This window comes from Sulfitobacter sp. TCYB15, assembly GCF_040435955.1.
GTDB lineage: Bacteria > Pseudomonadota > Alphaproteobacteria > Rhodobacterales > Rhodobacteraceae > Sulfitobacter > Sulfitobacter pontiacus.
On the sequence record NZ_CP159193.1, the window covers coordinates 1610218 to 1633688 of the forward strand.

Consider the following 23471-nt stretch of genomic DNA (forward strand, 5'->3'; position numbering starts at 1 on the left):
TATTAAGAAACGAGAACGCCGGGGCAGGACCCCGGCGTTTTTGCGTTTATGGGGCGGGATTACTGCCCGCGTGTGGCGGTGAGGTCGATATTCACCGTGACGCTAAAGGCCAGCGTGCTTTCGTCCGTCACCGTTTCCCCGATGCCAAAGTTGCGACGGTCCAGCGTGGTGGAGCCTGTCATCCGGGCAGTGTCGTCCTGCAACGTCAGGGTGAAAGGCAGGTCGACCGGCATCGTCTGATCCTTGATCGTCAGGCTGCCCGCTGCGACATAGCCGTCGGCGGTGGCATTGATATCGGCCTGAAACGTGGCGGTGGGAAATGCCTCGCTGTTGAAGAAATCCGCCCCCATCGCCTGATCCGTCACCGACCCGAGGCTCAGCGACGGGATCGCGACCGTGGTCGTTACGTCGCCCGCTTTGCCGGATTGTACGGTGTCGTCAAATGTGATCGCGGATGTCCAATCGGCAAAGCTGCCAGCCACGACGGACCCGAACTGCGTGACCTCTAGCGCGATGGTCCCGTCCTGCACTTGCCAGTCAGAGGCGACGTCCTCTAGCGCGGCGGTTTCGGTCGGGGCGGGTTGATCGCTTTGCTGGCCCAAGCCAAGGCCCAGCCCCAGCCCGACGGCAATCGCGGCGACCCAGACCACAGTGGCCGTGATCACCGGCGCGGCAGTGTGGTGCTGCGCAGGCAGCGGGCCGACGACGGCTTCGCCCGGCAGCATCCGCCGCAGGGTCGAATCGCGGTCCACAACGTGGTGCTTCACCGCGCCGGCGATATGCAGGATCAACGCGCCGATCAGCAGTTTGCCCGAGATGACGTGCAGCGCGCCAAAGGCGTGTTCTACTGTTGTGTTCTTGGGGATAAACGGCAGCGACTGCCCCAGCGGCCACCAGATCGGCGCAAAGCCAGAGGCGGCGGCGTGGTTGATCCAGCCGGCCAGCGGGACGATCACCAGCGAGCCATAGAGCACCCAATGCACCGTTTCAGCCAGCCAGCTTTCAAGACGGTGATCCGCGTTCAGCAGCCCCGGTTTGGGTTGGGTAAAGGCCCAGACGATGCGGGCAAGGGCGACAAAGAAAACCGTCACGCCCAGTGTTTTGTGCAGCGAGAACAGCCACGCTTTGCGGGTCAGCTCCGCTTGCGTATCGTGGGGCAGATCGCTGGCATAAAGGCCAAGGGCGATCAGGGTGAGGATCAGCAGGGCGGTGAGCCAGTGAAAGAACTTGGTCACCCCGCCATAGCGGATTGAGGTATTGGTTAAGGCCATCTGGGTGCTCCGTCGCGAAATGGGGTGGTTTCTCCATACTGCAGCGGGGCTTGGGGACCAATGCGGATCAGCGCACAGTCGCCGTGCAGGCTTGTTTGACGGCCACCCACGCGCTAAAGCGCTGGAAACGCAAATTCGGGGGACTTTATGACCATTGCATTCGTATATCCGGGCCAAGGCGCGCAAACCATCGGTATGGGCCGCGATCTGGCCGACGCCTATCCGGCGGCAAAGGCCGTGTTTGACGAGGTGGACGAAGCCTTGGGCGAAAAGCTGTCGACGCTGATCTGGGAAGGCGACGCGGAGGAGCTGACGCTGACACAGAACGCGCAGCCTGCGCTGATGGCGACATCAATGGCGGCGATGGCGGCGTTGAAGGCCGAAGGCGTTACCGTCGACAAAGCGGCCTATGTCGCGGGCCATTCGCTGGGTGAATATGCGGCCCTGTGCGCGGCGGGGACATTCTCGCTTGCCGATACGGCGCGGTTGCTGCGCATCCGGGGGCGCGCGATGCAGGCGGCTGTGCCCGTGGGGCAGGGCGCTATGGCCGCCCTTCTGGGGCTGAGCTTTGATCAGGCCGAGGCCGTTGCCGCAGAGGCCGCACAGGGCGAGGTCTGTCAGGTCGCCAACCAGAACGATCCGGCGCAGAATGTCGTTTCGGGCAGCAAGGCTGCCGTTGAACGCGCCATTGATCTGGCGAAAGCGGCCGGTGCCAAGCGTGCGCTGCTTTTGCCGGTGTCTGCCCCGTTCCACTGTGCCCTGATGGCCCCCGCCGCAGAAGAGATGGCCGGTGCGCTGGCGGATGTGGCAATGAACGCCCCCGCCGTGCCTGTGGTGGCGAATGTGGTGGCCGAGGCGGTCACCGATCCCGAACAGATCCGCAAGCTGCTGATCGAGCAGGTCACCGGTCAGGTGCGCTGGATGTCGTCGGTTGAATGGATGGGCGCGCAGGGCGTGACCGAGGTCTGGGAAATCGGCGCGGGCAAGGCGCTGTCCGGCATGATCCGCCGCATCAACAAGGAAATCACCTGCGTGAACATCGGCACCGCTGCCGATGCCGCTGCCGTGAAAACGGCCTGAGACAGGCTGCGAAAGGAATTACATATGTTTGATCTTACTGGAAAAAATGCGCTGGTCACCGGGGCTTCGGGTGGTATCGGCGCGGAAATCGCGCGCAGCCTGCATGCCCGTGGCGCGACCGTGGGCCTGTCCGGCACCCGCACCGAACCTCTTGAGGCGCTGGCCGCCGAACTGGGCGAGCGCGCCCATGTGCTGCCCTGTAACCTGAGCGATATGGACGCCGTTGACGCGCTGCCCAAACAGGCGGCCGAAGCGATGGGATCGGTTGATATTCTGGTCAATAACGCCGGCATCACCCGCGACAACCTGTTCATGCGCATGTCGGATGATGAATGGAATTCGGTCCTGAACGTCAACCTGACCGCGACGTTCAAGCTGTGCAAAGGCGTGATGCGCGGCATGATGAAGGCGCGTTGGGGCCGGATCGTGAATATCTCGAGCGTGGTCGGGGCCACCGGTAACCCCGGTCAGGCGAACTATGCCGCGTCCAAGGCCGGTATGGTGGGCATGTCCAAATCACTTGCCTATGAGGTTGCCAGCCGCGGGATCACCGTGAACGCGGTCGCCCCCGGTTTCATTACCACGGCAATGACTGACAAGCTGACCGACGACCAAAAGGCGGGAATCATGGGGCAAATCCCTGCGGGCCGTATGGGCGAAGCATCCGAAATCGCGTCGGCTGTTGTCTATCTGGCGAGTGCGGAAGCCGCCTATGTTACCGGAACCACCTTGCATGTGAACGGCGGCATGGCCATGTTGTGACCCTGCGCTGCAAAGCGTTTGCCAAATCTGCGTCTTGTGCTAAATGGGGCGCAGAATCCATCATAGGGAGGCTTGATTGCCCCCCTTACCTTGTGACAACAAGGGCCATAGCCGCCCCTCGGGGCACGATCCATACGGACCACATAAGGTTCTGACGGAAACAGAAGAGGGCAGGATTGCCCGAATGAATGAGGACTGAATATGAGCGACGTCGCAGACCGCGTAAAGAAGATCGTTGTAGAGCACCTGGGTGTTGAAGAAGACAAAGTTGTTGAGAACGCATCGTTCATCGACGATCTTGGCGCAGACAGCCTCGACACTGTTGAGCTGGTTATGGCGTTCGAAGAAGAGTTCGGCATCGAGATCCCCGATGACGCAGCCGAGAACATCCAGACCTTCGGCGACGCGGTCAAGTTCATCAAAGAAGCGTCCTAAGACGTTTTCGCCAGCCGCAGCCCAATAGGCGTCGCGGTGGCACGAGATTTAGAGAACGGCGTTCTTCCTAGCGGAAGGGCGCCGTTTTTGCTTGGGGGGCCCGCGCGTCACTTGTGTTGCGCGGGCTGCGGCGTGACACTGCCGGTGACAGAAATTCAAGCGTGAAGGTAATTCACCACATGTCGCGATCAGTACCGACCATCAATACCGCCCGTCTCACCCTGCGCGCCATGCGGGCCGAAGACTTCCCCCGTTATGCTGACATCTGGGCCACGCCCGCCGTGGTGACCCATATTACCGGCAAGCCCAAACCCAAGGCCGAAAGCTGGGATGCGTTTCTGCGCAATGCGGGCCATTGGCAGATTGTCGGCTTTGGTCAATGGGCGATCCAGTCGCGCGGCACCCGCGAGATGGAAGGTCAGGTCGGGTTTTTCTTTGGGTCCCGCGGGTTTGGCGACGATTTCGATCCCTTTCCCGAGGCCGGCTGGGTGCTGGCCCCCGAAGCGCAGGGCACGGGGCTGGGGCTGGAAGCCGCGCGCGCGGCGCATGACTGGTTCGACCGCGTGGTGACGGGGCGCACGGTGTGCATGATCGCCGTGGCGAATGCATCGTCGCTGCGGCTGGCCGAGACCCTGGGATATACCGCGCTGCGCGACATAGAGCTTGACGGCGACAAGATACGTCTGATGACGCGCAAAGGCCCGCCGGTCTGACCGTGGCTTGGGCGCTTCGCGTCTTGAAATTTACGGTCTCGGCAAGGTATAGCCGGTCAACGCAAAGAAACACCAAGGGGCTTGGATATGCGCAGAGTAGTAGTGACAGGTTTGGGATTGGTAACTCCGTTGGCCGATGGCGTGGAGGCCAGCTGGTCCAGAATTTTGGATGGTCAGTCCGGGGCGGGCAAGATCACGGGCTTCGATCCCAGCAAGCTGGTCACTCAATACGCCTGCGAAGTGCCGCTTGGCGACGGTACGGATGGTACCTTTAACGGCGACAAGTATATGGAGCCGAAAGAACAGCGCAAAGTGGATACCTTTATCCTGTTCGGCATGGCCGCAGCACAGCAAGCGGTCGAGGATTCCGGCTGGATGCCCACGGACCGCGAAGATCTGGAACGCACCGGCGTCTTGATCGGGTCGGGCATCGGGGGCCTGAACTCTATCGCGAACACTGCCGTGATGATGCACGAGAAAGGCCCGCGCCGCGTGAGCCCGTTCTTTGTGCCCGGCGCGCTGATCAACCTGATCTCGGGTCAGGTATCGATTCGCTATGGATTCCGCGGCCCGAACCATTCGGTTGTGACCGCCTGTTCCACCGGTGCCCATGCGATTGGTGACGCAAGCCGTCTGATCCAGCATGGCGACGCGGATGTGATGATTGCTGGCGGGGCCGAGGCCGCGATTTGCGAGATCGGCATGGCCGGGTTCAACGCCTGTAAAGCGCTGTCCACCAAGCGGGGCGACGACCCCACCAAGGCAAGCCGCCCCTATGACGCGGATCGTGACGGTTTCGTCATGGGCGAGGGCGCGGGTATTGTCGTGCTGGAAGAATACGAACACGCCAAGGCCCGTGGGGCCAAGATCTATGCCGAGGTGCTGGGCTATGGTCTGTCGGGCGATGCCTATCACATCACCGCCCCTGCCGAGGATGGCGACGGGGCCGAACGGTCTATGCGCAACGCTCTGCGTGGTGCCGGGCTGGAGCCAAAAGACATCGACTATATCAACGCGCATGGCACATCGACCATGGCTGATGTGATCGAACTGGGCGCGGTCGAGCGGATGCTGGGCGACGCGGTTGAGACGGTCACCATGTCGTCGACGAAATCCGCGACAGGTCACCTGTTGGGGGCGGCTGGCGCGATCGAGGCGATCTTCTCTATCCTCGCGATCCGCGATCAGGTGGCCCCACCGACCATCAACCTCGACAATCCTGCGGTTGAAACCAAGATCGATCTGGCCCCGAACAAGAAGGTCGAGCGCAAGATTGATGTCGCGCTGAGCAACTCTTTCGGCTTTGGTGGCACCAATGCGAGCGTGATCTTCGGGAAAGCATCCTAATGTGGCGTCATATCGCGTCTAACGCTGTTACGTTTCTGATTTTAGGCTTGTTTTTGTTAGGCGGGATTATCCTGTGGGGGCGGGGGCAGTATGATGCCCCCGGTCCACTGTCGCAGGCGATCTGCCTGCAGGTGGAGCGCGGGTCGAACATGCGTGCCGTGGGCGATGATCTTGCTACGCAAGAGGCCGTAAGCTCGGCTGCGATTTTCCGTCTTGGGGCGGAGTATGAGGAAAAGACCCGCGACCTGAAGGCGGGGAGCTTTCTAATCCAGCCCGAAGCCTCGATGAAAGAGATCGTGGACACGGTGACACGCGGCGGGGCAAGCACCTGCGGTACCGAAGTTGTCTACCGCATCGGTGTGAACCGCATCAGCACGCAGGTGCGTGAACTGGACCCCGCAACAAGCCGCTTCGTCGAGCGTGCCGAATTCACCCCCGGTGAGGATGAGGTGCCAGAGGTCTATACCCAGACCAAGGCGAAGGCCGACACGCGGTTCCGCATCGCGATGGCAGAGGGCGTGACAAGCTGGCAGGTGGCCGAGGCGTTGAAAGCCATTGACCTGCTGTCAGGCGAGATCGCGGCGGTACCTGCGGAGGGATCTTTGGCCCCCGACAGCTATGAGGTCTCGGAAGGGGACGACCGCGCCGAAATCCTGACGCGTATGGCCGCGGCACAAGAACAGCGTTTGGCCGAAGCGTGGGAGGCGCGCGATCCGGGGCTGCCCGTCGAGACGCCTGAGGAACTGTTGATCCTTGCCTCTATCGTCGAGAAGGAAACCGGCGTACCGGAAGAGCGCGAACAGGTGGCGAGCGTTTTCGTCAACCGTTTGAACCAAGGCATGCGTCTGCAGACGGACCCGACCGTGATCTACGGGATCACCAACGGGCAGGGCGTCTTGGGGCGTGGTCTGCGCCGCAGTGAGCTGCGCAAGGAGACCCCGTTCAACACCTACGTCATCGACGCGCTGCCACCGACGCCGATTGCGAACCCCGGACGTGCGAGCCTGATGGCTGCGGCACAACCGGCCAGCGAGGACTATGTTTTCTTTGTTGCCGATGGCACCGGCGGTCACGCTTTTGCCGAGACATTGGAAGAGCATAACGCCAATGTTGCACGCTGGCGCCAGATCGAGGCGGAGCGTGGCGCGGAAGCGGCGGGCAATGCGTCGACGGGCGGAAACTAAGGGTCAGAGCGGGTGTAAGTTAGGAATTTATTAACCATCGTAAGGACTTGGAAGGTTTCGGTAACCTTGTTTTCCTTGACTTTGCGTCCGCTCTGACATAGAAATACGTCCATGCTAGAAGACATGGGCAAACGGCCCCGGATTAAGTTCCGGTGGCCGTTTTTTCGTGTCTGCTCGGGTTGGAGGTCCAAAACGAGAGGTAAGAGCAAGATGACGATGAATACCCCGGAACAGGAAATTGCTGCCAGCGAAGAGCAGCTTCAGGCGTTGCAGGTCGCGATCCGCGATTTGCGCCGCGAGATAGAGAGCCTGCGCGAACAGGCCCGATCCGGGGAGGAAGTAAACGAAACAGCAGCGTCGAAGGCATTGGGTAAGGCCAGTGGCATGGTGGCGACCTGCGTCAAGGTGGAGACCTATCTGAATGAGTGCAGAAACAGACAAGCGGGCATTGCCCGAGGGGGATACGCGCTGGACATGGAAAGGGCGCGGGCTGACATCGGGTGCAAGCTGGATCGGCTCCGCCGATGTTGCGGTGCAAGACCGGTTCCTGAATGATCTGGAGGAGGGAGAGCTGTTGGCTCTCCCTTTTTTGTTCGAGTTCTGGGCCATGCCGCATCAGCTGCCCCCCGAAGGCGACTGGCGGTCCTGGGTGATCATGGGCGGGCGCGGTGCGGGCAAGACGCGTGCGGGGGCGGAATGGGTGCGCGCGCAGGTCGAAGGGGCGCGGCCCTTGGATGCGGGGCGCTGTCGCCGCGTGGCGCTGGTGGGAGAGACGATCGAGCAGGTGCGCGAGGTGATGATCTTTGGCGACAGCGGGATATTGGCGTGCTCGCCCGCGGATCGGCGACCGGATTGGGAGGCGACGCGTAAGCGGTTGGTCTGGCCAAACGGGGCGGTGGCGACGGTGCACACAGCGCACGACCCCGAAGGGTTGCGCGGGCCGCAGTTTGACGCGGCCTGGGTGGATGAGCTGGCCAAGTGGAAGAAGGCCGAAGAGACGTGGGACCAGTTGCAGTTCGCCTTGCGGCTGGGGGAGGACCCGCGGGTCTGTGTGACCACGACTCCGCGCAATGTCGGCGTGCTGAAAAACCTGCTGGCGTCGCCGTCGACCGTGACCACCCATGCCCCGACAGAGGCGAATGCCGCGAACCTTGCGGGCTCTTTCCTGGAGGAGGTGCGGGCGCGCTATCGCGGGACGCGGTTGGGGCGGCAGGAACTGGACGGTGTGTTGCTGGCCGATGCGGAAGGGGCGCTGTGGACATCCGAGCGGATCGAGGCCGGGCGGGTGCGGGATGTGCCCTTGTTGGACCGGATCGTCGTGGGGTTGGACCCTGCCACCACCGCCGGCGCGGGGTCGGATGAATGCGGGATCGTGGTGGTGGGCGCGCAGACCCAAGGCCCGCCGCAGGATTGGCGCGCCGTGGTGCTGGCCGACTGCACGGTGCAGGGGGCGACCCCGTCGGGGTGGGCGCGCGCGGCGATCAGCGCGATGGCGCAGTACGGCGCAGACCGCCTTGTCGCCGAGGTCAATCAGGGCGGGCAAATGGTGGCGGAGGTCTTGCGTCAGGTCGACCCATTGGTGCCGGTCAAATCGGTTCATGCCAGCCGTGGCAAGGTGGCGCGGGCGGAGCCTGTGGCGGCACTTTATGAGCAGGGGCGCGTGGGGCATGTGGCGGGGCTGGACGCGCTGGAAGACCAGATGTGCCGGATGACAGCGCGGGGCTACGAGGGTGGCGGATCGCCGGACCGCGTCGATGCGCTGGTCTGGGCGCTGCATGAGCTGATGATCGAGCCTGCGGCGCAGTGGCGGATGCCCGGGGTGCGTGGATTGTGAGTGGTTCGCGGAGGAGAGCGGCCCTTCGGGGAGAGTTTAACGGGCAAAATGAAGCGCTGTTGCGGGCGGGGCGTGCGCTCTGGTCGGGCGGCGTTAAGGGATTGGTGAGATCTTCATGGGGCGGTCAATGAGCAGGGAGAGCAGCGGCATGGTTTTTGATTTTCTCAAACGGGGGGCGGTTGAGGTGGTTGCGGAGAAGAAAGCCTCTGCCACGGGGCCTGTCGTTGCGGTTCAGACCAGCGGGCGCGTGGCCTGGAGCCCGCGCGATGTGGTCAGTCTGACGCGCAGCGGGTTTTGCGGCAACCCTGTGGGATTTCGGTCGGTGAAGCTGATCGCGGAGGCCGCGGCGGCCTTGCCGCTGGTGTTGCAGGATGCCGCGCAACGGTTCGAGGCGCATCCGCTGCTGGATCTGGTGGCACGGCCCAATGGGGCGCAGGGGCGTGCGGAGCTGCTGGAGGCGCTTTATGCGCAGCTGTTGTTGACGGGCAACGGCTATATCGAGGCGGTTGGCGCGGGTCCAGTGCCGGTGGAGCTGCATGTCTTACGGTCGGATCGCATGTCGGTGGTGCCGGGGGCGGATGGCTGGCCGGTGGCCTATGAATATGCCGTCGGCGGGCGCAAGCATCGGTTTGACGTGGCCGGGGATACGGCCGCGATCTGTCATATCAAGAATTTCCACCCGCAGGATGACCACTATGGGTTCAGCCCGCTGCAGGCGGCGGCGATGGCCTTGGATGTGCATGGCGCGGCCTCGCGCTGGAGCAAGGCCTTGCTGGACAATGCGGCGCGGCCATCGGGGGCGATTGTGTATCGCGGTGCGGAGGGGCAGGGCAAGCTGAGCGATGATCAGTATGACCGTTTGGTCAGCGAGATGGAGAGCCACCATCAAGGCGCGCGCAATGCGGGGCGGCCGATGCTGCTGGAAGGCGGGTTGGATTGGAAGCCGATGGGGTTTTCGCCCTCGGACATGGAGTTTCACCGCACCAAGGAGGCGGCGGCGCGGGAAGTGGCGCTGGCTTTTGGGGTGCCGCCGATGCTGCTGGGGATCGCGGGGGATGCGACCTATGCCAATTATCAGGAGGCGCATCGGGCGTTCTACCGGCTGACGGTCCTGCCTTTGGCCACGCGGGTTGCCGCGGCGCTTGGCGCATGGCTGGCGGGGTTCACGCATGAGGCGGTGACGTTGAAGCCCGATCTGGATCAGGTGCCCGCCCTGGCGCAGGAGCGTGACGCGCAATGGGCGCGGGTGGCGGGGGCGGATTTTCTGACGCAGGCGGAAAAGCGGTCCTTGTTGGGGCTGCCAGCGGTGGCGGCGGATGGTTGAGGAGATGGGATATGACCGGTTTGAATGTGCGCCGGGGTTGCGGTTGCAGGCGCATGAGAGGGTGAGCGCGATCCACCACGAGAATCTTTTGCAGCGGCTCGACCGGCTGGAGGAGATGATGGAGCGGCTGGAGCGGCGGTTGTGGTTGACCGTCTATGGTGTGGTCGCGGTGATTTTGGCGCAGGCGGTACAGTCGTTTCTGGTGGTCGCGCCGTAGCAATTTGAACGCAAGGGAGGGTGTCATGGAAGATGGCATGCGCTTCGGCCTCGGGTCGGAGAACGGGAGAGGTTTGCCCCATATGGGCGCTGGGTTGGAGCATAAGTTCGCGCGTTTCGACGAGGGGCTTGTGGTGGAGGGCGGCACCGAGATCAGCGGCTATGCCAGCCTGTTCGGGCGGGTCGATCAGGGCGGTGATCTGGTGGCACGGGGAGCCTATGGCGCCTCGCTGGCGGCGGCGCAGGCCGCGGGGCGTCGGATCAAGATGCTGTGGCAGCATGATCCGGCACAGCCCATCGGCGTCTGGGACGAGCTGCGCGAGGATGCGCGGGGGCTCTGGGTCAAGGGGCGGCTGCTGGACAGTGTGGCGCGGGGCCGCGAGGCGGCGGCCTTGATCGAGGCAGGGGCGATTGATGGCCTGAGCATCGGCTATCGCACGCAGCGGGCGGCCAAGAATGACGCGGGCCAGCGGGTGCTGCAGACCCTGGACCTGTGGGAGGTGTCGCTGGTGACCTTTCCCATGCTCCCCACGGCGCGGATCGCGGCCAAGGGGGATTTTATCGCCATCGGAGACGTCTTGCGCGGCATGGCCGGTGTCTTTGACGAGGCGCGGCGGAATTTGAAACGGAACGGAGGGTAAGCGGATGGAACGACACGAGGATGACATGGGCACCGAGCCCCGAGGCGCGGTCGAGGAGATGCGCCGCGCGGTGGGTGGATTTGTGCAGGATTTCAAAGGGTTTCAGGACGAGATGACGACCAAGTTGCAACAAACAGAAGAGCGAATGACTATGTTGGATCGAAAGATGACTTTGCCGGCGCGCACACCATTGGCGGGGGCTGTAGAGACGGGCGCGCCGCATCAGAAGGCGCTGCATGCCTATATCCGCAACGGCGACGACGACGGGTTGCGCGGACTTGAGCTGGAGAGCAAGGCGCTGTCGGCGGCGGTGAATTCGGATGGTGGCTATCTGGTGGACCCGCAGACCTCGGATCGGGTGAAGTCGGTGTTGAATGCCACGGCCTCTATCCGGGCGATTGCGTCGGTGGTGCAGGTCGAGGCGACCTCTTACGACGTGCTGGTGGATCATGCGGATGTCGGGGCCGGTTGGGCGACAGAAACGGGGGCCGTGTCCGAGACCGATACGCCGCAGATCGACCGGATCACCATCCCGCTGCACGAGCTGAGCGCGCTGCCCAAAGCCTCGCAGCGGTTGCTGGATGACAGTGCCTTTGACATCGAAGCGTGGTTGGCGGGGCGGATCGCCGATAAATTCTCGCGGGCAGAGGCCGCAGCCTTTATCCACGGGGACGGGATCGACAAGCCCAAGGGGTTTCTGGCCCATGCCACGGTCGACAATGTGATCTGGGAGTGGGGCAATCTGGGCTATGTGCCCACCGGCGTCGCTGGCGAGATCACGGCGGATGCGGTGGTTGATCTGGTCTATGCGCTTGGGGCGCAGTACCGCGCGCAGGCGAGTTTTGTGATGAGTTCGAAGACGGCAGGGATCGTGCGCAAGCTCAAGGATCTGGACGGGCGGTTCCTGTGGTCTGACGGGATGACGCAGGGCCAGCCCGCGCGGCTGATGGGCTATCCGGTGCTGGTGGCCGAGGACATGCCCGATGTGGCGGCGGATTCATTCTCGGTCGCCTTCGGTGATTTTGCCGCCGGTTACACCGTAGCAGAGCGGCCCGACCTGCGGATCCTGCGCGATCCCTTCAGCGCCAAGCCGCATGTGCTGTTCTATGCCACCAAACGGGTGGGCGGCGACGTGAGCGACTTTGCCGCGATCAAGCTGCTGAAATTCGGCACCGCCTAAGGCGCGGGGTCGAACAGGGGGGCTGGCGGTGGCTGGCCCCATCCCCCCGGGCGCGCCGTGATGCGCCGGGTGCATTGCCTAGCTGCTGCCTCCGACCGAGCGATGCAGTCGGGGTGCGCGTTCGGGGGGCTTTGGCGGGCTAGATTTGGAGCGATGAGATGTTGATCGAAGAGACAGGGGTGGCGGAGGCCGATCTGCCGCTGGAGCCGTTCAAGGCGCATTTGCGGATGGGCACCGGTTTTGGCACCGAAACCGTACAAGAGCCCGTTTTGGCGAGCTTTCTGCGTGCCGCCATTGCCGCGATTGAGGCGCGCACGTCCAAGGCGCTGATCTCGCGGTTGTTTACCATGACCGTGCAAGAGTGGGCGGACCCGCAGGCGCAGGCTTTGCCCGTGGGGCCGGTCCGGCAGATCGTGGGTGTCACCGTGGTGGCGCGGGATGCGATGGAGACGGTGATCGAGCCGCAGCGCTACTGGCTGGTGCGCGATATGCAGGCTCCGCTGCTGAAGCCCTCGGGGGCGATGTTGCCGTTCATTCCGCCGCAAGGGTCGGTGCAGGTCGTGTTCGAGGCGGGGCTTGGGGAAAGCTGGGGCGCTGTGCCCGCGGATTTGCAGCAGGCCGTGCTGATGCTGGCGGCGCATTACTATGAATACCGCCACGAGACCCGCCTTGGGGACGGCTGCATGCCCTTTGGGGTGAGCAGCCTGATCGAGCGCTACCGCCCGCTGCGGATCGGCTTGGGGGCACGCGCATGAGCCGACTGTCGTTGAGCCGCCGCTTGGTGTTGGAGGCGCAGGTGCCTCAGCCTGATGGCGCGGGCGGAGAGAGCCGGAGCTGGGTGCGTGTGGGGGATCTCTGGGCGGATGTTACGGCGCGGCGGGGCCGGCGTTTGGGGCGTGGCGGCATTGCGGTGAGCCGCGGGGTCTATGTGGTGACGGTACGCGGTGCGCCAGTGGGCGATCCCGCGCGCCCCTTGCCGCAGCAGCGCTTTCGCGAGGGCACACGGGTCTATCAGATCCAGTCGGTGGCCGAGCAGGACGCACAAGGGCGGTATCTGGCCTGCCTGACCCATGAGGAGGTGGCGGTATGAGCTATGGCATGGGGTTTGCCCTGCAACAGGCGGTCTTTGGCGTGTTGAGCACAGATCAGGAGATCACGGCGCTTGTGGGCGATGCGGTTTTTGATGCGGCTCCTGCGGGGGAGGTGCCGGCGCTGTATGTGCAGCTGGGGTCCGAAGCGGTGCGCGATGCCTCTGACAGGACGGGCGGCGGGGCGGAGCATCGGTTCACGGTTCTTGTCGTCACGCATCATGCGGGGTTCGCCCCCGCGAAACAGGTGGCCGCGGCGGTGAGTGATGCGCTGGTCGGTGGGCAGTTTGGCCTGAGCCGCGGGCGGCTGGTGAGCTTGCGGTTCGAGCGGGCCGTCGCGCGACAGATCGGGGCGGATGCGCGCCGCCAGATAGAGATGCGGTTCAGGGCGCGGGTTCAGGACGGCTGAGCCGAAGTTTCAGGAAATTAACAGGAGAGTGGATATGGCTGTTCAAGCGGGCAAAGATCTTTTGGTCAAGGTGGACATGACGAGCGATGGTCAGTTCGAAACGATCGCGGGGCTGCGTGCCACGCGGGTGAGCTTTAACGCGGAACCGGTTGAGGTGACCTCGCTTGACAGTGAGGGGGGCTGGCGGGAGCTGCTGGCGGGCGCGGGCGTCCGATCTGCCGCAATCAGCGGGTCGGGGGTGTTTCGCGATGCGGGCACGGATGAACGTGCACGACAGTTGTTTTTTGACGGGCTGACGCCGGATTTCCAGATCGTGATCCCCAGCTTCGGTATTATCGAGGGGCCGTTCCAGGTGGCGGCCATTGAATATGGCGGGTCGCTGAATGGGGAGGCGACCTATGAGCTGAGCCTGCAATCCGCGGGGCAGCTGAGCTTTACCGCGGATACGGCAAACGCACCCGGGGGCGGGGTCTGATCATGGTGAACCGGTGGCGAGGGGATGTGGCGCTGGTGGTGAATGGTCAGCGACGCGTGGCACGGCTGACCCTGGGGGCCTTGGCCGAGCTGGAGGACGCGCTGGAGGAGCCGTCGCTGGTGGCTTTGGTCGAGCGGTTCGAGGGTCATCGGTTCCGCAGTCGGGATGTGCTGTTGCTGCTGGCCGCGGGGCTGCGTGCAAGGGGGACCGAGGTGAGCGCCGAGACGCTTGCGCAGGCCGAGATCGAGGGCGGGCCGGTTGCCGCCTCTCAGGCCGCCGCAGAGCTTTTGGCGCGTGCCTTTGTCGTGCCGGTATGAGCGTGCCCCCCGAGAGGACAAAGGCAGAGACCGCGCCGGGGATGGACTGGGCTGCGCTACTGCGGGCGGGGCTGAGGGGATTGTCGCTGACGCCCGACGCATTCTGGGCGCTCACGCCGGCAGAGCTGCAACTGATGCTGGGGAGCGAGGCGGGGCGGGCTCCGCTGTTGGGGGAGGGATTGGCAGCCTTGATGGCGGCTTATCCCGATAGGCAGAGAGAGGAAGACTGATGGCACAGGATGATACATTCGAGGGGCTAGAGGATGGCGCAGAGCGGTTGAATGAGACGCTTGGCGCGACGGCCACGCTGGTGGCCGGTTTCGATGCCGAACTGCGCCGTATGCGCAGCGCATTGGCCGCGACAGGCAAGGATGTCGCGACGTTGGAGAAGGGGCTGAGCCGTGGATTACGCAGGGCCTTTGATGGTGTCGCGTTTGACGGGATGAAACTGTCGGATGCCCTGTCCACCGTGGCGCGGTCGATGGTGAACACGACTTATAACGCGGCGATGAAGCCGGTGTCCGATCACGTCGGCGGGCTGATCAGTCAAGGTGTGGGATCACTGGTGCAGGGAATACTCCCCTTTGCCGATGGGGCACCGTTTTCTCAGGGACGTGTGATGCCTTTTGCTCAAGGGGGGATTGTCAGCACCGCCACTGGCTTTGGCATGCGCGGGGGGATGGGGCTGATGGGCGAGGCCGGACCGGAGGCGATCATGCCCTTGGCACGGGGGCCGGACGGTAAGCTGGGTGTCAAAGGGGGCGCGAGCGGCGGGACGACCGTGGTCATGAACATCACCACCCCTGATGTGCAGGGATTCCAACGCAGTCAAAGCCAGATAGCCGCTCAGCTAAGCCGCGCGCTGAACACTGGCAACCGTAACCGCTAGGGGAGCAAGCCGATGAATTTTCACGATGTCAGATTTCCACCTAGCCTGAGCTTTGGATCTCTCGGGGGGCCGCAACGCCGTACCGATGTGGTGACGCTCGCCAACGGGTATGAGGAGCGCAACACCCCCTGGGCCCATTCACGCCGTGTGTATGATGCGGGGCTGGGGATGCGCTCTATCGACGATGTCCAAGCGCTCACGGGGTTCTTCGAGGCGCGTATGGGGCAGATGTACGGGTTTCGGTGGAAGGATTGGGCGGATTTCAAATCCTGCGCCTCTTCGGTCGGGGTCACTTTCGAGGATCAGAGCCTTGGCTTCGGGGATGGTGTTCGGACGGACTATCAACTGGTCAAGACCTATAGCTCGGGCGGGCATAGCTACGTCAGGCCGATCACCAAGCCGGTTGCCGGAACCGTGCGCGTGGGGATAGAGCAGGACGCCCTGCAAGAGGGGAGCGACTATGAGGTTGACCTGAGCACGGGCATCATCCGTTTCGCCCATGCGCCGGACCCCGAAATGCAGGTGTCGGCGGGGTTCGAATTCGACGTGCCTGTCCGCTTTGACACGGATCGCATTCTGGTCAGCGTTGCCAGCTTTCAGGCGGGGCAAGTGCCGGATGTGCCTGTGATCGAGGTGCGGGTATGAGCGGGGCGGGCAAAGACGCGGTGTTGGCGCATGCGCGCACGGGTCTGACGACGCTGTGCACGGCGTGGGCAATCCGGCGGCGGGACGGGGTGACGCTGGCGTTTACCGACCATGATCAGCCGCTCGGCTTTGACGGGTTGGCGTTTCGTGCGGATAGCGGGCTGAGTGCGCGGGCCTTGGCGCAGAGCACGGGGTTGTCGGTGGATAACACAGAGGCGCTGGGCGCGCTGAGCGATGACGCGATCCGCGAGGACGAGATCGAGCAGGGGCGCTTTGACGGGGCGGAGGTACGCTGCTGGCGGGTGAACTGGGCCGATGTGTCCGCCCGCTGCATGATCTTTCGCGGCACGATTGGCGAGATGCAGCGCGCGGGCGGTGCCTTTCGCGCAGAACTGCGCGGGTTGACCGAGGCGTTGAACCGGCCCTTGGGGCGGGTGTTTCAGAAGCCCTGCACCGCGGTGCTGGGGGATGCGGCCTGCGGGTTTGATCTGGCGACGGCGGGCTATGCCGTGACACTCGCCGTGCAGGAGCACGAGGACGGGCGGGTGTTCCGTTGGGAGGGGATCAACGGGTTTGACGACGCATGGTTCGCGCGGGGGCGGCTTGAGGTGCTGGACGGCCCTGCGGCGGGGCTTTGGGGTATGATCAAGCACGACCGGGTGCTGGAGGGTCGGCGCGAGGTCGAGCTGTGGGAGCCGATCCGCGGTACAATTTCCGCCGGGCAACGGCTGAGACTGGTGGCAGGCTGCGACAAACGCCACACCACCTGTCGGCTGAAGTTCAACAACCTGCTGAACTTTCAGGGCTTTCCTGATGTGCCGAGCGCGGATTGGATGATGGCGGTGCCGAAATCCTCGGGCAGCAATACCGGCGGGTCGCTGAGATGAGCGCGCGCGGGACCGCCGTGGTGGCTGCGGCGCGGGGATGGATCGGCACGCCCTACGTGCATCAGGCGGCGCGCAAGGGGGCGGGCTGTGACTGCCTTGGCCTGTTGCGCGGTATCTGGCGCGAGGTGGTGGGGGAGGAGCCCGAGGCGATCCCTTCCTATTCAATGGACTGGTCAGAACCACAGGGGGACGAGCGGCTTTGGCGTGCTGCGCTGCGTCACCTCTCGCCCAAGGTCCTGATCGATGAGGCCCCCGGTGACGTGCTGTTGTTCCGCATGCGCAGCGGGTCGGTGGCGAAACATCTGGGCGTGGCGGCAGAGGTCGGCGCGCAGGCGAGCTTTATCCACGGCTACAGCGGGCATGGGGTGACGGAAAGCCCGCTGAGCCTGCCGTGGCGCAGGCGCATTGTGGCGCGTTTTGAATTCCCGGCGGAGGCGATCTGATGGCGACGATACTTCTTTCAACCGCAGGTGCGGCGATTGGCGGCTCTGTCGGGGGCACATTGGCAGGCTTGTCTTCGGTCGCCATTGGGCGTGCCGTGGGGGCGACCCTTGGCCGTGTGATCGACCAGCGGCTGCTGGGGCAAGGGGCGCAGGCGGTCGAGACCGGCAAGGTCGACCGCTTTCGTCTGACCCAGGCGGGCGAAGGCGCGGCGATTGCGCAGGTCTATGGCCGGATGCGTGTCGGGGGACAGGTGATCTGGGCCTCGGATTTCGCCGAGACGACGACAGTGACGGGCGGCGGCGGTGGCAAGGGCGCGCCCTCGACCCCGCAGACGACGGAATACAGCTATAGCGTCAGCCTCGCCATTGCCCTGTGCGAAGGGGAGATTACCAGCATTGGCCGGATCTGGGCGGATGGGGAGGAAATCTCGGCACACGCGCTGAATATGGCGGTTTATCGCGGGACGCGCGATCAACTGCCCGACCCGACGATTGCCGCGATCGAGGGGGCGGACGCGGTGCCGGCCTATCGTGGCACGGCCTATGTGGTGATGGAGAACCTCGGGCTGGGGCTCTTTGGCAACCGCGTGCCGCAGTTTTCCTTCGAGGTGCTGCGGGCAGAGGAACCGGATGCGCCTGCCGCCGACATCAGCGTGACCCATGGAGTTAAAGGTGTCGCGCTGATTCCGGGCACTGGGGAATATGCGTTAGCGACGACTCCGGTGCATTATACCGACGGACAGGGTGGCCGGTGGAGCGCGAATGTCTCTACCCCCGACGGGCGCAGTGATTTCACCGCCGCGCTGGAGGATGCCACGCAGGACCTGCCGCAGCTGGCTGCCGCGTCGCTGGTCGTTTCGTGGTTCGGCGATGATCTGCGTTGCGGCGAATGCCGCCTGCGCCCCAAGGTGGAAAGCGCCGAGGACGAGGGCGAAAACATGCCGTGGCAGGTGGCAGGTCTGACCCGCGGCACCGCCGAGGTGATCGCCCGCGAGGACGACCGTCCGGTCTATGGCGGCACCCCCGCAGATGCCGCGGTGATCGAGGCGATCCATGCCATTCAGGCGGCGGGCAAGGCGGTGATGTTCTACCCGTTCATCCTGATGGACCAGCTAGAAGGGAATGGCTTGCCCGACCCCTATAGCGATGCCGGCGCCCAGCCCAAGCTGCCTTGGCGGGGGCGGATCACGCTGGCGAAAGCGCCGGGTCGGGCGGGCAGCTCTGACGGGACGCTGAGCGCGCATAACGAGGTAGCGGCGTTCTTTGGCACGGTCACGGCGGCGGATTTTACCGTTGCGGGCGGGCAGGTGGTCTATTCCGGTCCACAGGAATGGTCGATGTCGCGGTTCATCCTGCATTATGCCGCCCTGTGCAAAGCCGCAGGCGGGGTAGAGGCCTTTTGCATCGGCACCGAGATGCGCGGGCTGACGCAGATCCGCGGGGCGGGGAACAGCTTTGTGGCGGTGCAGGCGTTTCGCGCGCTGGCCGCAGAGGCGCGGCTGCTTTTGGGCGCGGGCACCAAGATCAGCTATGCTGCGGATTGGTCCGAATATTTCGGCTATCACCCGCAGGATGGCAGCGGCGATGTGTTCTTTCACCTTGATCCGCTGTGGGCCGACGACACGATCGATTTCATCGGCATCGACAATTATATGCCGCTGTCCGATTGGCGTGACGGTGCGGATCATCTGGACGCGCAGCAAAGCGACAGCATTTATGCTCTCGACTATCTGGCGGGTAATGTTGCGGGGGGCGAAGGGTTTGACTGGTACTACCATTCGCCCGAGGCGCGCGCGGCGCAACGCCGTACGCCGATCACCGATGGCACCCATGGGGAGCCTTGGGTTTACCGTTACAAGGATCTGCGCGGCTGGTGGGAGAACCTGCACCACAATCGTATTGGCGGCGTGCGCGCAGCAGAGCCGACGGGCTGGCAGCCCGGGTCCAAGCCCATCTGGTTTACGGAATACGGCTGCGCGGCGGTGGACAAGGGGACCAACCAGCCGAACAAGTTTCTTGACCTCAAAAGTTCTGAAAGCAGTTTGCCGCGCTATTCGTCGGGCGCACGGGATGAGTTGATGCAGATGCAATATCTGCGTGCCGTGGCGGATCATTGGCGGGATCCGGCGCATAATCCGACCTCGGCGGCCTATGGCGGGCCGATGGTGGATATGACCCGCGCCTTTGTTTGGGCCTGGGACACGCGGCCCTATCCTTTCTTTCCCAATAATCGCGCGCTGTGGAGCGATGGTCGAAATTACGCCCGTGGGCATTGGCTGAACGGCCGCAGTGCGGCGCTGCCTTTGTCCGAGCTTGTGGCGGCGATCTGCCGGCGTGCTGGCGTTAACGATTTCGATACCTCTGGGCTGTATGGCTATGTCCGCGGCTATGTGGTGGACGAGGTGGCCGATGCGCGCGCGGCGTTGCAGCCGTTGATGCTGCGCTATGGCTTTGATGCGGTGGAACGCGACGGGGTGTTGCGTTTCATCATGCGGGACGGATTGGATGCCGTGCCGCTGAACAGAGAGACGTTGGCTGTTTCGGGTGATCTGGAGGTACCGGTGGAACAGTCCCGTGAGGCAGAGGCGGCGCTTTCGGGGCGTCTGCGTTTGCGGTTTGTGCAAGCGGACGGGGATTACGAGGTGATCGCGGAAGAGGCGATCTTGCCTGACGACGCGACCCATGCGGTGGCGATGTCAGAGTTCAATATGGCGCTCACCCGGGCGGAGGGGCACCAGACAGCTGAACGCTGGCTGACAGAGGCGCGTGTGGCACGCGAAGGGGTGCGTCTGGCCTTGCCGCCGTCGATGATGGATGTCGGCGCGGGCGATGTGATTGCCTTGCCGCCAGACGATGGCGAGGGGGAGGCGCTGTACCGCGTGGATCGGGTCGAGATGGGGGAGATGTCTTTGATCGAGGCCGTGCGGATTGAGCCCGAGGTCTATGACCCCGCGCCCTTAGATGACGAATTGGTCGCGTTGAAACCCTTTGTCGCGCCCGTGCCGGTGAACGCGCTGTTTCTGGACCTGCCGCTGCTGCGCGGTGACGAGGTGCCCCATGCGCCGCATATTGCGGCCAGCGCACGGCAATGGCCGGGCAACGTCGCGGTCTATGCCTCTGGCGGGGAAACGAATTTCAGGTTGAACACCCTGATGCCCCTGCGCGCGACAATGGGGGTCACGCAAAACGACATGGCCCATGCGCGCCCCGGTGTGGTGGATCGCGGGCAGGCGCTGCAGGTCATGCTGACCAGCGGCGTGTTAGAGAGTGTTGATGAGGCCGATCTACTGGGCGGAGCCAATCTGGCGGCTATCGGCGACGGCTCTGCCGACCGGTGGGAGGTGTTCCAGTTCGCGCGGGCCGAGCTGATCGCCCCGCAAACCTATCTTCTGAGCGACCGGCTCCGCGGACAAGCGGGGTCGGATGGGATGATGCCGGATGTCTGGCCGGCGGGATCGCAGTTTGTGCTGCTCAATTCAATCCCTCGCCAGATCGAGCTGAGCCCGAACCTGTTGCGGATCGCGCAGACCTATCGCATCGGGCCTGCGGGCCGCCCGCTAAACGACCCAAGCTACATTCAAAAAACCGAGAGCTTTGACGGCAACGGGCTGCGCCCCTATCGGCCCTGCCACCTGCGAATAGAAGAAGAGGCGGGGGCGTTGCGGTTTGGCTGGATACGCCGGACGCGGATCAATGGCGATGGGTGGACGGGTTTCGATGTGCCACTGGCCGAGGAAAGCGAGCAATATCAGCTGCGTATCCTGCAAAACGGTGTTGTCCTGCGCGAAGAGATCGTGGACCGCGCAAGCTGGACCTATACCGCCCAAATGCGCGCAGCTGACGGGGCGGCGGGGCCTGCGTTGATCAGTGTTGCGCAGGTTTCTGCGCTGTACGGGGCGGGGCCCGCGCTGTTTGGCGAGATCAATTTGTAATAAACTGCGCGTGTAACCCCTCGGCTTTGCGTTTGGCACTTGGGCGGAACCTGCTATATCGTGGGGACAAAGAAGGATGGTCTTATGGCAAATGCACGCACGAATATCGCCACGGTGGATCCGGTTTGGGATCAGATCCAGACGGAAGCACAGAATGCTGTCCGCGATGAGCCGCTGATTGGCGGTTTTGTCCACGCTACGATTCTGCACCATAAATCCATCGAGAAAGCGCTATCCTACCGTATCGCGGCGAAGCTGGCCTCGAATGAAATGTCGATGATGGTGGTCCATGAGATGGTGGAGGAGGCCTTTGCCAGTGATCCCGACCTGATCAAGGCGGCACGGGCCGATCTGGTGGCAATTTACGAGCGTGACCCCGCCTGCCACCGGCTGTTGCAACCGATCCTGTATTTCAAAGGCTATCAGGCCGTGCAGGCCTACCGTGTGGGCCATCACCTGTGGAAACAAGGTAAACGGGATCTGGCCTATTTCGTGCAGATGCGCGTGAGCGAGATTTTTGGCGTCGATATCCACCCCGCCGCGACGATCGGCAAGGGAATCATGATCGACCACGCCCATTCCGTCGTGATTGGCGAAACCGCGGTCGTGGGCGACAACGTGTCGATGCTGCACTCGGTCACTTTGGGCGGGACGGGCAAGGAAGAGCAGGACCGTCACCCGAAGATTGGCAACGGCGTGTTGATCGGCGCGGGGGCGAAAGTGTTGGGTAATATTTCTATCGGGCATTGCTCGCGCATTGCGGCGGGGTCTGTCGTGCTGGAATCCGTGCCGCCCTGCAAGACCGTCGCGGGCATCCCTGCGCGGGTCGTGGGGGAGGCGGGCTGCGATCAGCCGTCGGTCCTGATGGATCACATGCTGGGGCCGCAAGGCGATATTAATATGTAATGCTAGGGGATTGAGAGCGCGCGCCTTCGTCGAGATGTGAAAAGGCCGGACCCGTCATTGGGGCCGGCCCTTTTTTGTGAGGCCAGGGGCTGTCTGCCCCCGGACCCCCGAGGATTTGGATCCATTTGGAAGCGGGGTTACGCCAGCATCATCATGGGGTTTTCGAGATTGTCCTTGATGGCGCTGAGCAGCTGCGCGCCCAAGGCACCGTCGATGACGCGGTGATCGACAGAGAGGGTGACGGACATGACCGTGGCGATGGCGAGCTCCCCATCCTTGCCGACGACGGGTTTCTTGACCCCCGCGCCGACGGCCAAAATCGCGCCATGGGGTGGGTTGATGACCGCGTCGAAGTTGTCGATCCCGAACATGCCGAGGTTCGAGATGGCGAAGCTGCCGCCCTGATATTCATGCGGCGCAAGCTTGCGGTCGCGTGCACGGGTGGCGAGGTCTTTCATCTCTGCCGAGAGGGTCGAGAGCGATTTCATCTCGGCGTCTTTCAGCACAGGCGTGAACAGGCCGCCTTCGATGGCCACGGCGACGGCCACATCCGAGGGCTTGAGCTTGAGGATGCGATCACCGGCCCAGACGGCATTGGCGTCAGATACGGTTTGCAGCGCCAGCGCACAGGCTTTGATGATGAAGTCATTGACCGACAGCTTCACGTCGCGGGCTTCGAGTTGTTTGTTCAGCTCACCGCGGAACTTCAGCAGCGCGTCGAGCTCGATGTCGCGGCGCAGGTAGAAATGCGGGATCGACTGTTTGGCTTCGGTCAGGCGCGCGGCGATGGTCTTGCGCATGCCGTTGAGGGAGATTTCCTCGAACGCGCGGCCTTCGTAGATTTTCATCACGGCGTCGGCGGACGGGCCGGCGGCAGGGGCCGCTGTGGCTGCCGGTGCGCTGGCGGTTTGCGAGCTTTCGGCCGGTTTGGCTTTGGTGCTACCGGCGGAGGCTGCCTCCACATCTGCTTTGATGATGCGACCATGCGGGCCAGAGCCGGAGAGTTCGGTCAGGTCCACGCCTTTGTCTGCCGCGATGCGACGGGCCAGAGGTGTCACAAACAGCCGTTTGCCGTCACTGCCCTTCGGCGCGGCGGGGGCGGATTTGCCTGTGTCGTTGGCGTCGCTTTCGCCGCGGCCGTAGCCTTTTTCAGGGGCCGCGTCCTGGTCGGGGGCATCTTCCTTGGCGCTGTCCTTGGCAGCCGGAGCAGGGGCGCTGTCAATGTCCGACGCCTCTTCGCCCTCTTCCAGCAGCACGGCGATGGGGGTGTTCACCTTGACGCCTTCGCTGCCGTCACCGATCAGGATCTTCCCGATGGTGCCTTCGTCGACGGCTTCGAATTCCATCGTCGCCTTGTCGGTTTCGATCTCGCACAGGATATCACCGGAGGAGACGCTATCCCCTTCGGAGACAAGCCATTTCGCCAGCGTGCCTTCTTCCATCGTGGGGCTGAGGGCGGGCATGAGGATTTCTATGGGCATGTGGACCGCTCC

The 23471-nt window shown here is 63.7% G+C and carries 26 protein-coding genes; 24 read left to right on the top strand and 2 right to left on the bottom strand.

Features of this window, described 5'->3' with window-relative positions; translation table 11 throughout:
- Nucleotides 1-59 precede the first annotated feature (59 nt).
- Nucleotides 60-1271: a cytochrome b/b6 domain-containing protein gene (locus tag ABM428_RS07765; RefSeq protein ID WP_353627799.1), complete on the bottom strand. Its 1212-nt coding sequence runs from the start codon at nucleotides 1269-1271 to the stop codon at nucleotides 60-62.
- 147 nt (nucleotides 1272-1418) lie between these two features.
- Here ABM428_RS07765 and fabD point away from each other — a divergent pair, with 147 nt between their 5' ends.
- The 24 genes from fabD to cysE all read left to right on the top strand — a co-directional run bounded on the left by fabD (nucleotide 1419) and on the right by cysE (nucleotide 21978).
- Nucleotides 1419-2351: an ACP S-malonyltransferase gene (fabD, locus tag ABM428_RS07770; protein ID WP_353627800.1), complete on the top strand. Its 933-nt coding sequence runs from the start codon at nucleotides 1419-1421 to the stop codon at nucleotides 2349-2351.
- Between the two features lie 24 nt (nucleotides 2352-2375).
- Nucleotides 2376-3113 (top strand): 3-oxoacyl-[acyl-carrier-protein] reductase, encoded by a 738-nt coding sequence (gene fabG, locus ABM428_RS07775; protein ID WP_005852879.1) that lies wholly within the window; start codon nucleotides 2376-2378, stop codon nucleotides 3111-3113.
- Nucleotides 3114-3314: 201 nt separating this feature from the next.
- The gene (locus ABM428_RS07780) at nucleotides 3315-3548 is read left to right on the top strand and encodes an acyl carrier protein (protein ID WP_005852881.1); all 234 of its coding nucleotides are present in this window, start codon (nucleotides 3315-3317) and stop codon (nucleotides 3546-3548) included.
- A gap of 179 nt (nucleotides 3549-3727) precedes the next feature.
- Entirely contained in the window at nucleotides 3728-4261 is a 534-nt protein-coding gene (locus tag ABM428_RS07785) for a GNAT family N-acetyltransferase (protein ID WP_005852883.1), read from the top strand.
- An 87-nt stretch (nucleotides 4262-4348) separates the two neighbouring features.
- Nucleotides 4349-5608: a beta-ketoacyl-ACP synthase II gene (gene fabF / locus ABM428_RS07790; protein ID WP_074635104.1), complete on the top strand. Its 1260-nt coding sequence runs from the start codon at nucleotides 4349-4351 to the stop codon at nucleotides 5606-5608.
- Nucleotides 5608-6792 (top strand): endolytic transglycosylase MltG, encoded by a 1185-nt coding sequence (gene mltG, locus ABM428_RS07795; RefSeq protein WP_184582353.1) that lies wholly within the window; start codon nucleotides 5608-5610, stop codon nucleotides 6790-6792. Before fabF ends, mltG begins: the two co-directional genes overlap by 1 nt.
- Nucleotides 6793-7002: 210 nt before the next feature.
- Complete coding sequence (locus tag ABM428_RS07800) at nucleotides 7003-7347, top strand: hypothetical protein (RefSeq protein ID WP_240790778.1); 345 nt, start codon at nucleotides 7003-7005, stop codon at nucleotides 7345-7347.
- Between the two features lie 52 nt (nucleotides 7348-7399).
- Nucleotides 7400-8626: a DNA-packaging protein gene (locus ABM428_RS07805; protein WP_278375408.1), complete on the top strand. Its 1227-nt coding sequence runs from the start codon at nucleotides 7400-7402 to the stop codon at nucleotides 8624-8626.
- 148 nt (nucleotides 8627-8774) lie between these two features.
- On the top strand, nucleotides 8775-9950 hold the full coding sequence (locus ABM428_RS07810; protein WP_037944001.1) for a phage portal protein: 1176 nt from the start codon (nucleotides 8775-8777) through the stop codon (nucleotides 9948-9950).
- The gene (locus tag ABM428_RS07815; protein ID WP_005852894.1) at nucleotides 9943-10167 is read left to right on the top strand and encodes a hypothetical protein; all 225 of its coding nucleotides are present in this window, start codon (nucleotides 9943-9945) and stop codon (nucleotides 10165-10167) included. Before ABM428_RS07810 ends, ABM428_RS07815 begins: the two co-directional genes overlap by 8 nt.
- Nucleotides 10168-10192: 25 nt before the next feature.
- Complete coding sequence (locus ABM428_RS07820) at nucleotides 10193-10807, top strand: HK97 family phage prohead protease (protein ID WP_081858784.1); 615 nt, start codon at nucleotides 10193-10195, stop codon at nucleotides 10805-10807.
- 4 nt (nucleotides 10808-10811) lie between these two features.
- Nucleotides 10812-11987: a phage major capsid protein gene (locus ABM428_RS07825; RefSeq protein WP_005852898.1), complete on the top strand. Its 1176-nt coding sequence runs from the start codon at nucleotides 10812-10814 to the stop codon at nucleotides 11985-11987.
- A 158-nt stretch (nucleotides 11988-12145) separates the two neighbouring features.
- On the top strand, nucleotides 12146-12742 hold the full coding sequence (locus ABM428_RS07830; RefSeq protein ID WP_353627801.1) for a head-tail connector protein: 597 nt from the start codon (nucleotides 12146-12148) through the stop codon (nucleotides 12740-12742).
- On the top strand, nucleotides 12739-13077 hold the full coding sequence (locus ABM428_RS07835; RefSeq protein WP_037944006.1) for a head-tail adaptor protein: 339 nt from the start codon (nucleotides 12739-12741) through the stop codon (nucleotides 13075-13077). The genes ABM428_RS07830 and ABM428_RS07835 overlap by 4 nt, the downstream gene beginning before the upstream one ends.
- A complete protein-coding gene (locus ABM428_RS07840) occupies nucleotides 13074-13484 on the top strand; it encodes a DUF3168 domain-containing protein (protein WP_353627802.1) in 411 nt (136 codons plus the stop codon). Before ABM428_RS07835 ends, ABM428_RS07840 begins: the two co-directional genes overlap by 4 nt.
- Nucleotides 13485-13518: 34 nt before the next feature.
- On the top strand, nucleotides 13519-13959 hold the full coding sequence (locus tag ABM428_RS07845; RefSeq protein WP_306284722.1) for a phage major tail protein, TP901-1 family: 441 nt from the start codon (nucleotides 13519-13521) through the stop codon (nucleotides 13957-13959).
- A gap of 2 nt (nucleotides 13960-13961) precedes the next feature.
- Nucleotides 13962-14276 (top strand): gene transfer agent family protein, encoded by a 315-nt coding sequence (locus ABM428_RS07850; protein WP_353627803.1) that lies wholly within the window; start codon nucleotides 13962-13964, stop codon nucleotides 14274-14276.
- Nucleotides 14277-14317: 41 nt separating this feature from the next.
- Nucleotides 14318-14506, top strand: a complete 189-nt coding sequence (locus ABM428_RS07855) for a rcc01693 family protein (RefSeq protein ID WP_353628346.1) — start codon at nucleotides 14318-14320, stop codon at nucleotides 14504-14506.
- Entirely contained in the window at nucleotides 14506-15165 is a 660-nt protein-coding gene (locus ABM428_RS07860; protein ID WP_037944010.1) for a phage tail tape measure protein, read from the top strand. Before ABM428_RS07855 ends, ABM428_RS07860 begins: the two co-directional genes overlap by 1 nt.
- A gap of 12 nt (nucleotides 15166-15177) precedes the next feature.
- Nucleotides 15178-15810: a DUF2460 domain-containing protein gene (locus ABM428_RS07865; protein WP_005852914.1), complete on the top strand. Its 633-nt coding sequence runs from the start codon at nucleotides 15178-15180 to the stop codon at nucleotides 15808-15810.
- The gene (locus tag ABM428_RS07870; RefSeq protein WP_353627804.1) at nucleotides 15807-16697 is read left to right on the top strand and encodes a DUF2163 domain-containing protein; all 891 of its coding nucleotides are present in this window, start codon (nucleotides 15807-15809) and stop codon (nucleotides 16695-16697) included. The genes ABM428_RS07865 and ABM428_RS07870 overlap by 4 nt, the downstream gene beginning before the upstream one ends.
- On the top strand, nucleotides 16694-17140 hold the full coding sequence (locus ABM428_RS07875; RefSeq protein WP_288960676.1) for a peptidase: 447 nt from the start codon (nucleotides 16694-16696) through the stop codon (nucleotides 17138-17140). Before ABM428_RS07870 ends, ABM428_RS07875 begins: the two co-directional genes overlap by 4 nt.
- Entirely contained in the window at nucleotides 17140-21072 is a 3933-nt protein-coding gene (locus ABM428_RS07880; protein ID WP_353627805.1) for a glycoside hydrolase/phage tail family protein, read from the top strand. Before ABM428_RS07875 ends, ABM428_RS07880 begins: the two co-directional genes overlap by 1 nt.
- Before the next feature lie 84 nt (nucleotides 21073-21156).
- Complete coding sequence (gene cysE, locus ABM428_RS07885; protein WP_005852922.1) at nucleotides 21157-21978, top strand: serine O-acetyltransferase; 822 nt, start codon at nucleotides 21157-21159, stop codon at nucleotides 21976-21978.
- 137 nt (nucleotides 21979-22115) lie between these two features.
- Here cysE and ABM428_RS07890 read toward each other — a convergent pair whose 3' ends face one another.
- Nucleotides 22116-23459 carry a pyruvate dehydrogenase complex dihydrolipoamide acetyltransferase gene (locus tag ABM428_RS07890; protein ID WP_132996755.1) on the bottom strand — a complete coding sequence of 448 codons (1344 nt, stop codon included), beginning with the start codon at nucleotides 23457-23459 and terminating at the stop codon, nucleotides 22116-22118.
- Nucleotides 23460-23471: the final 12 nt, after the last annotated feature.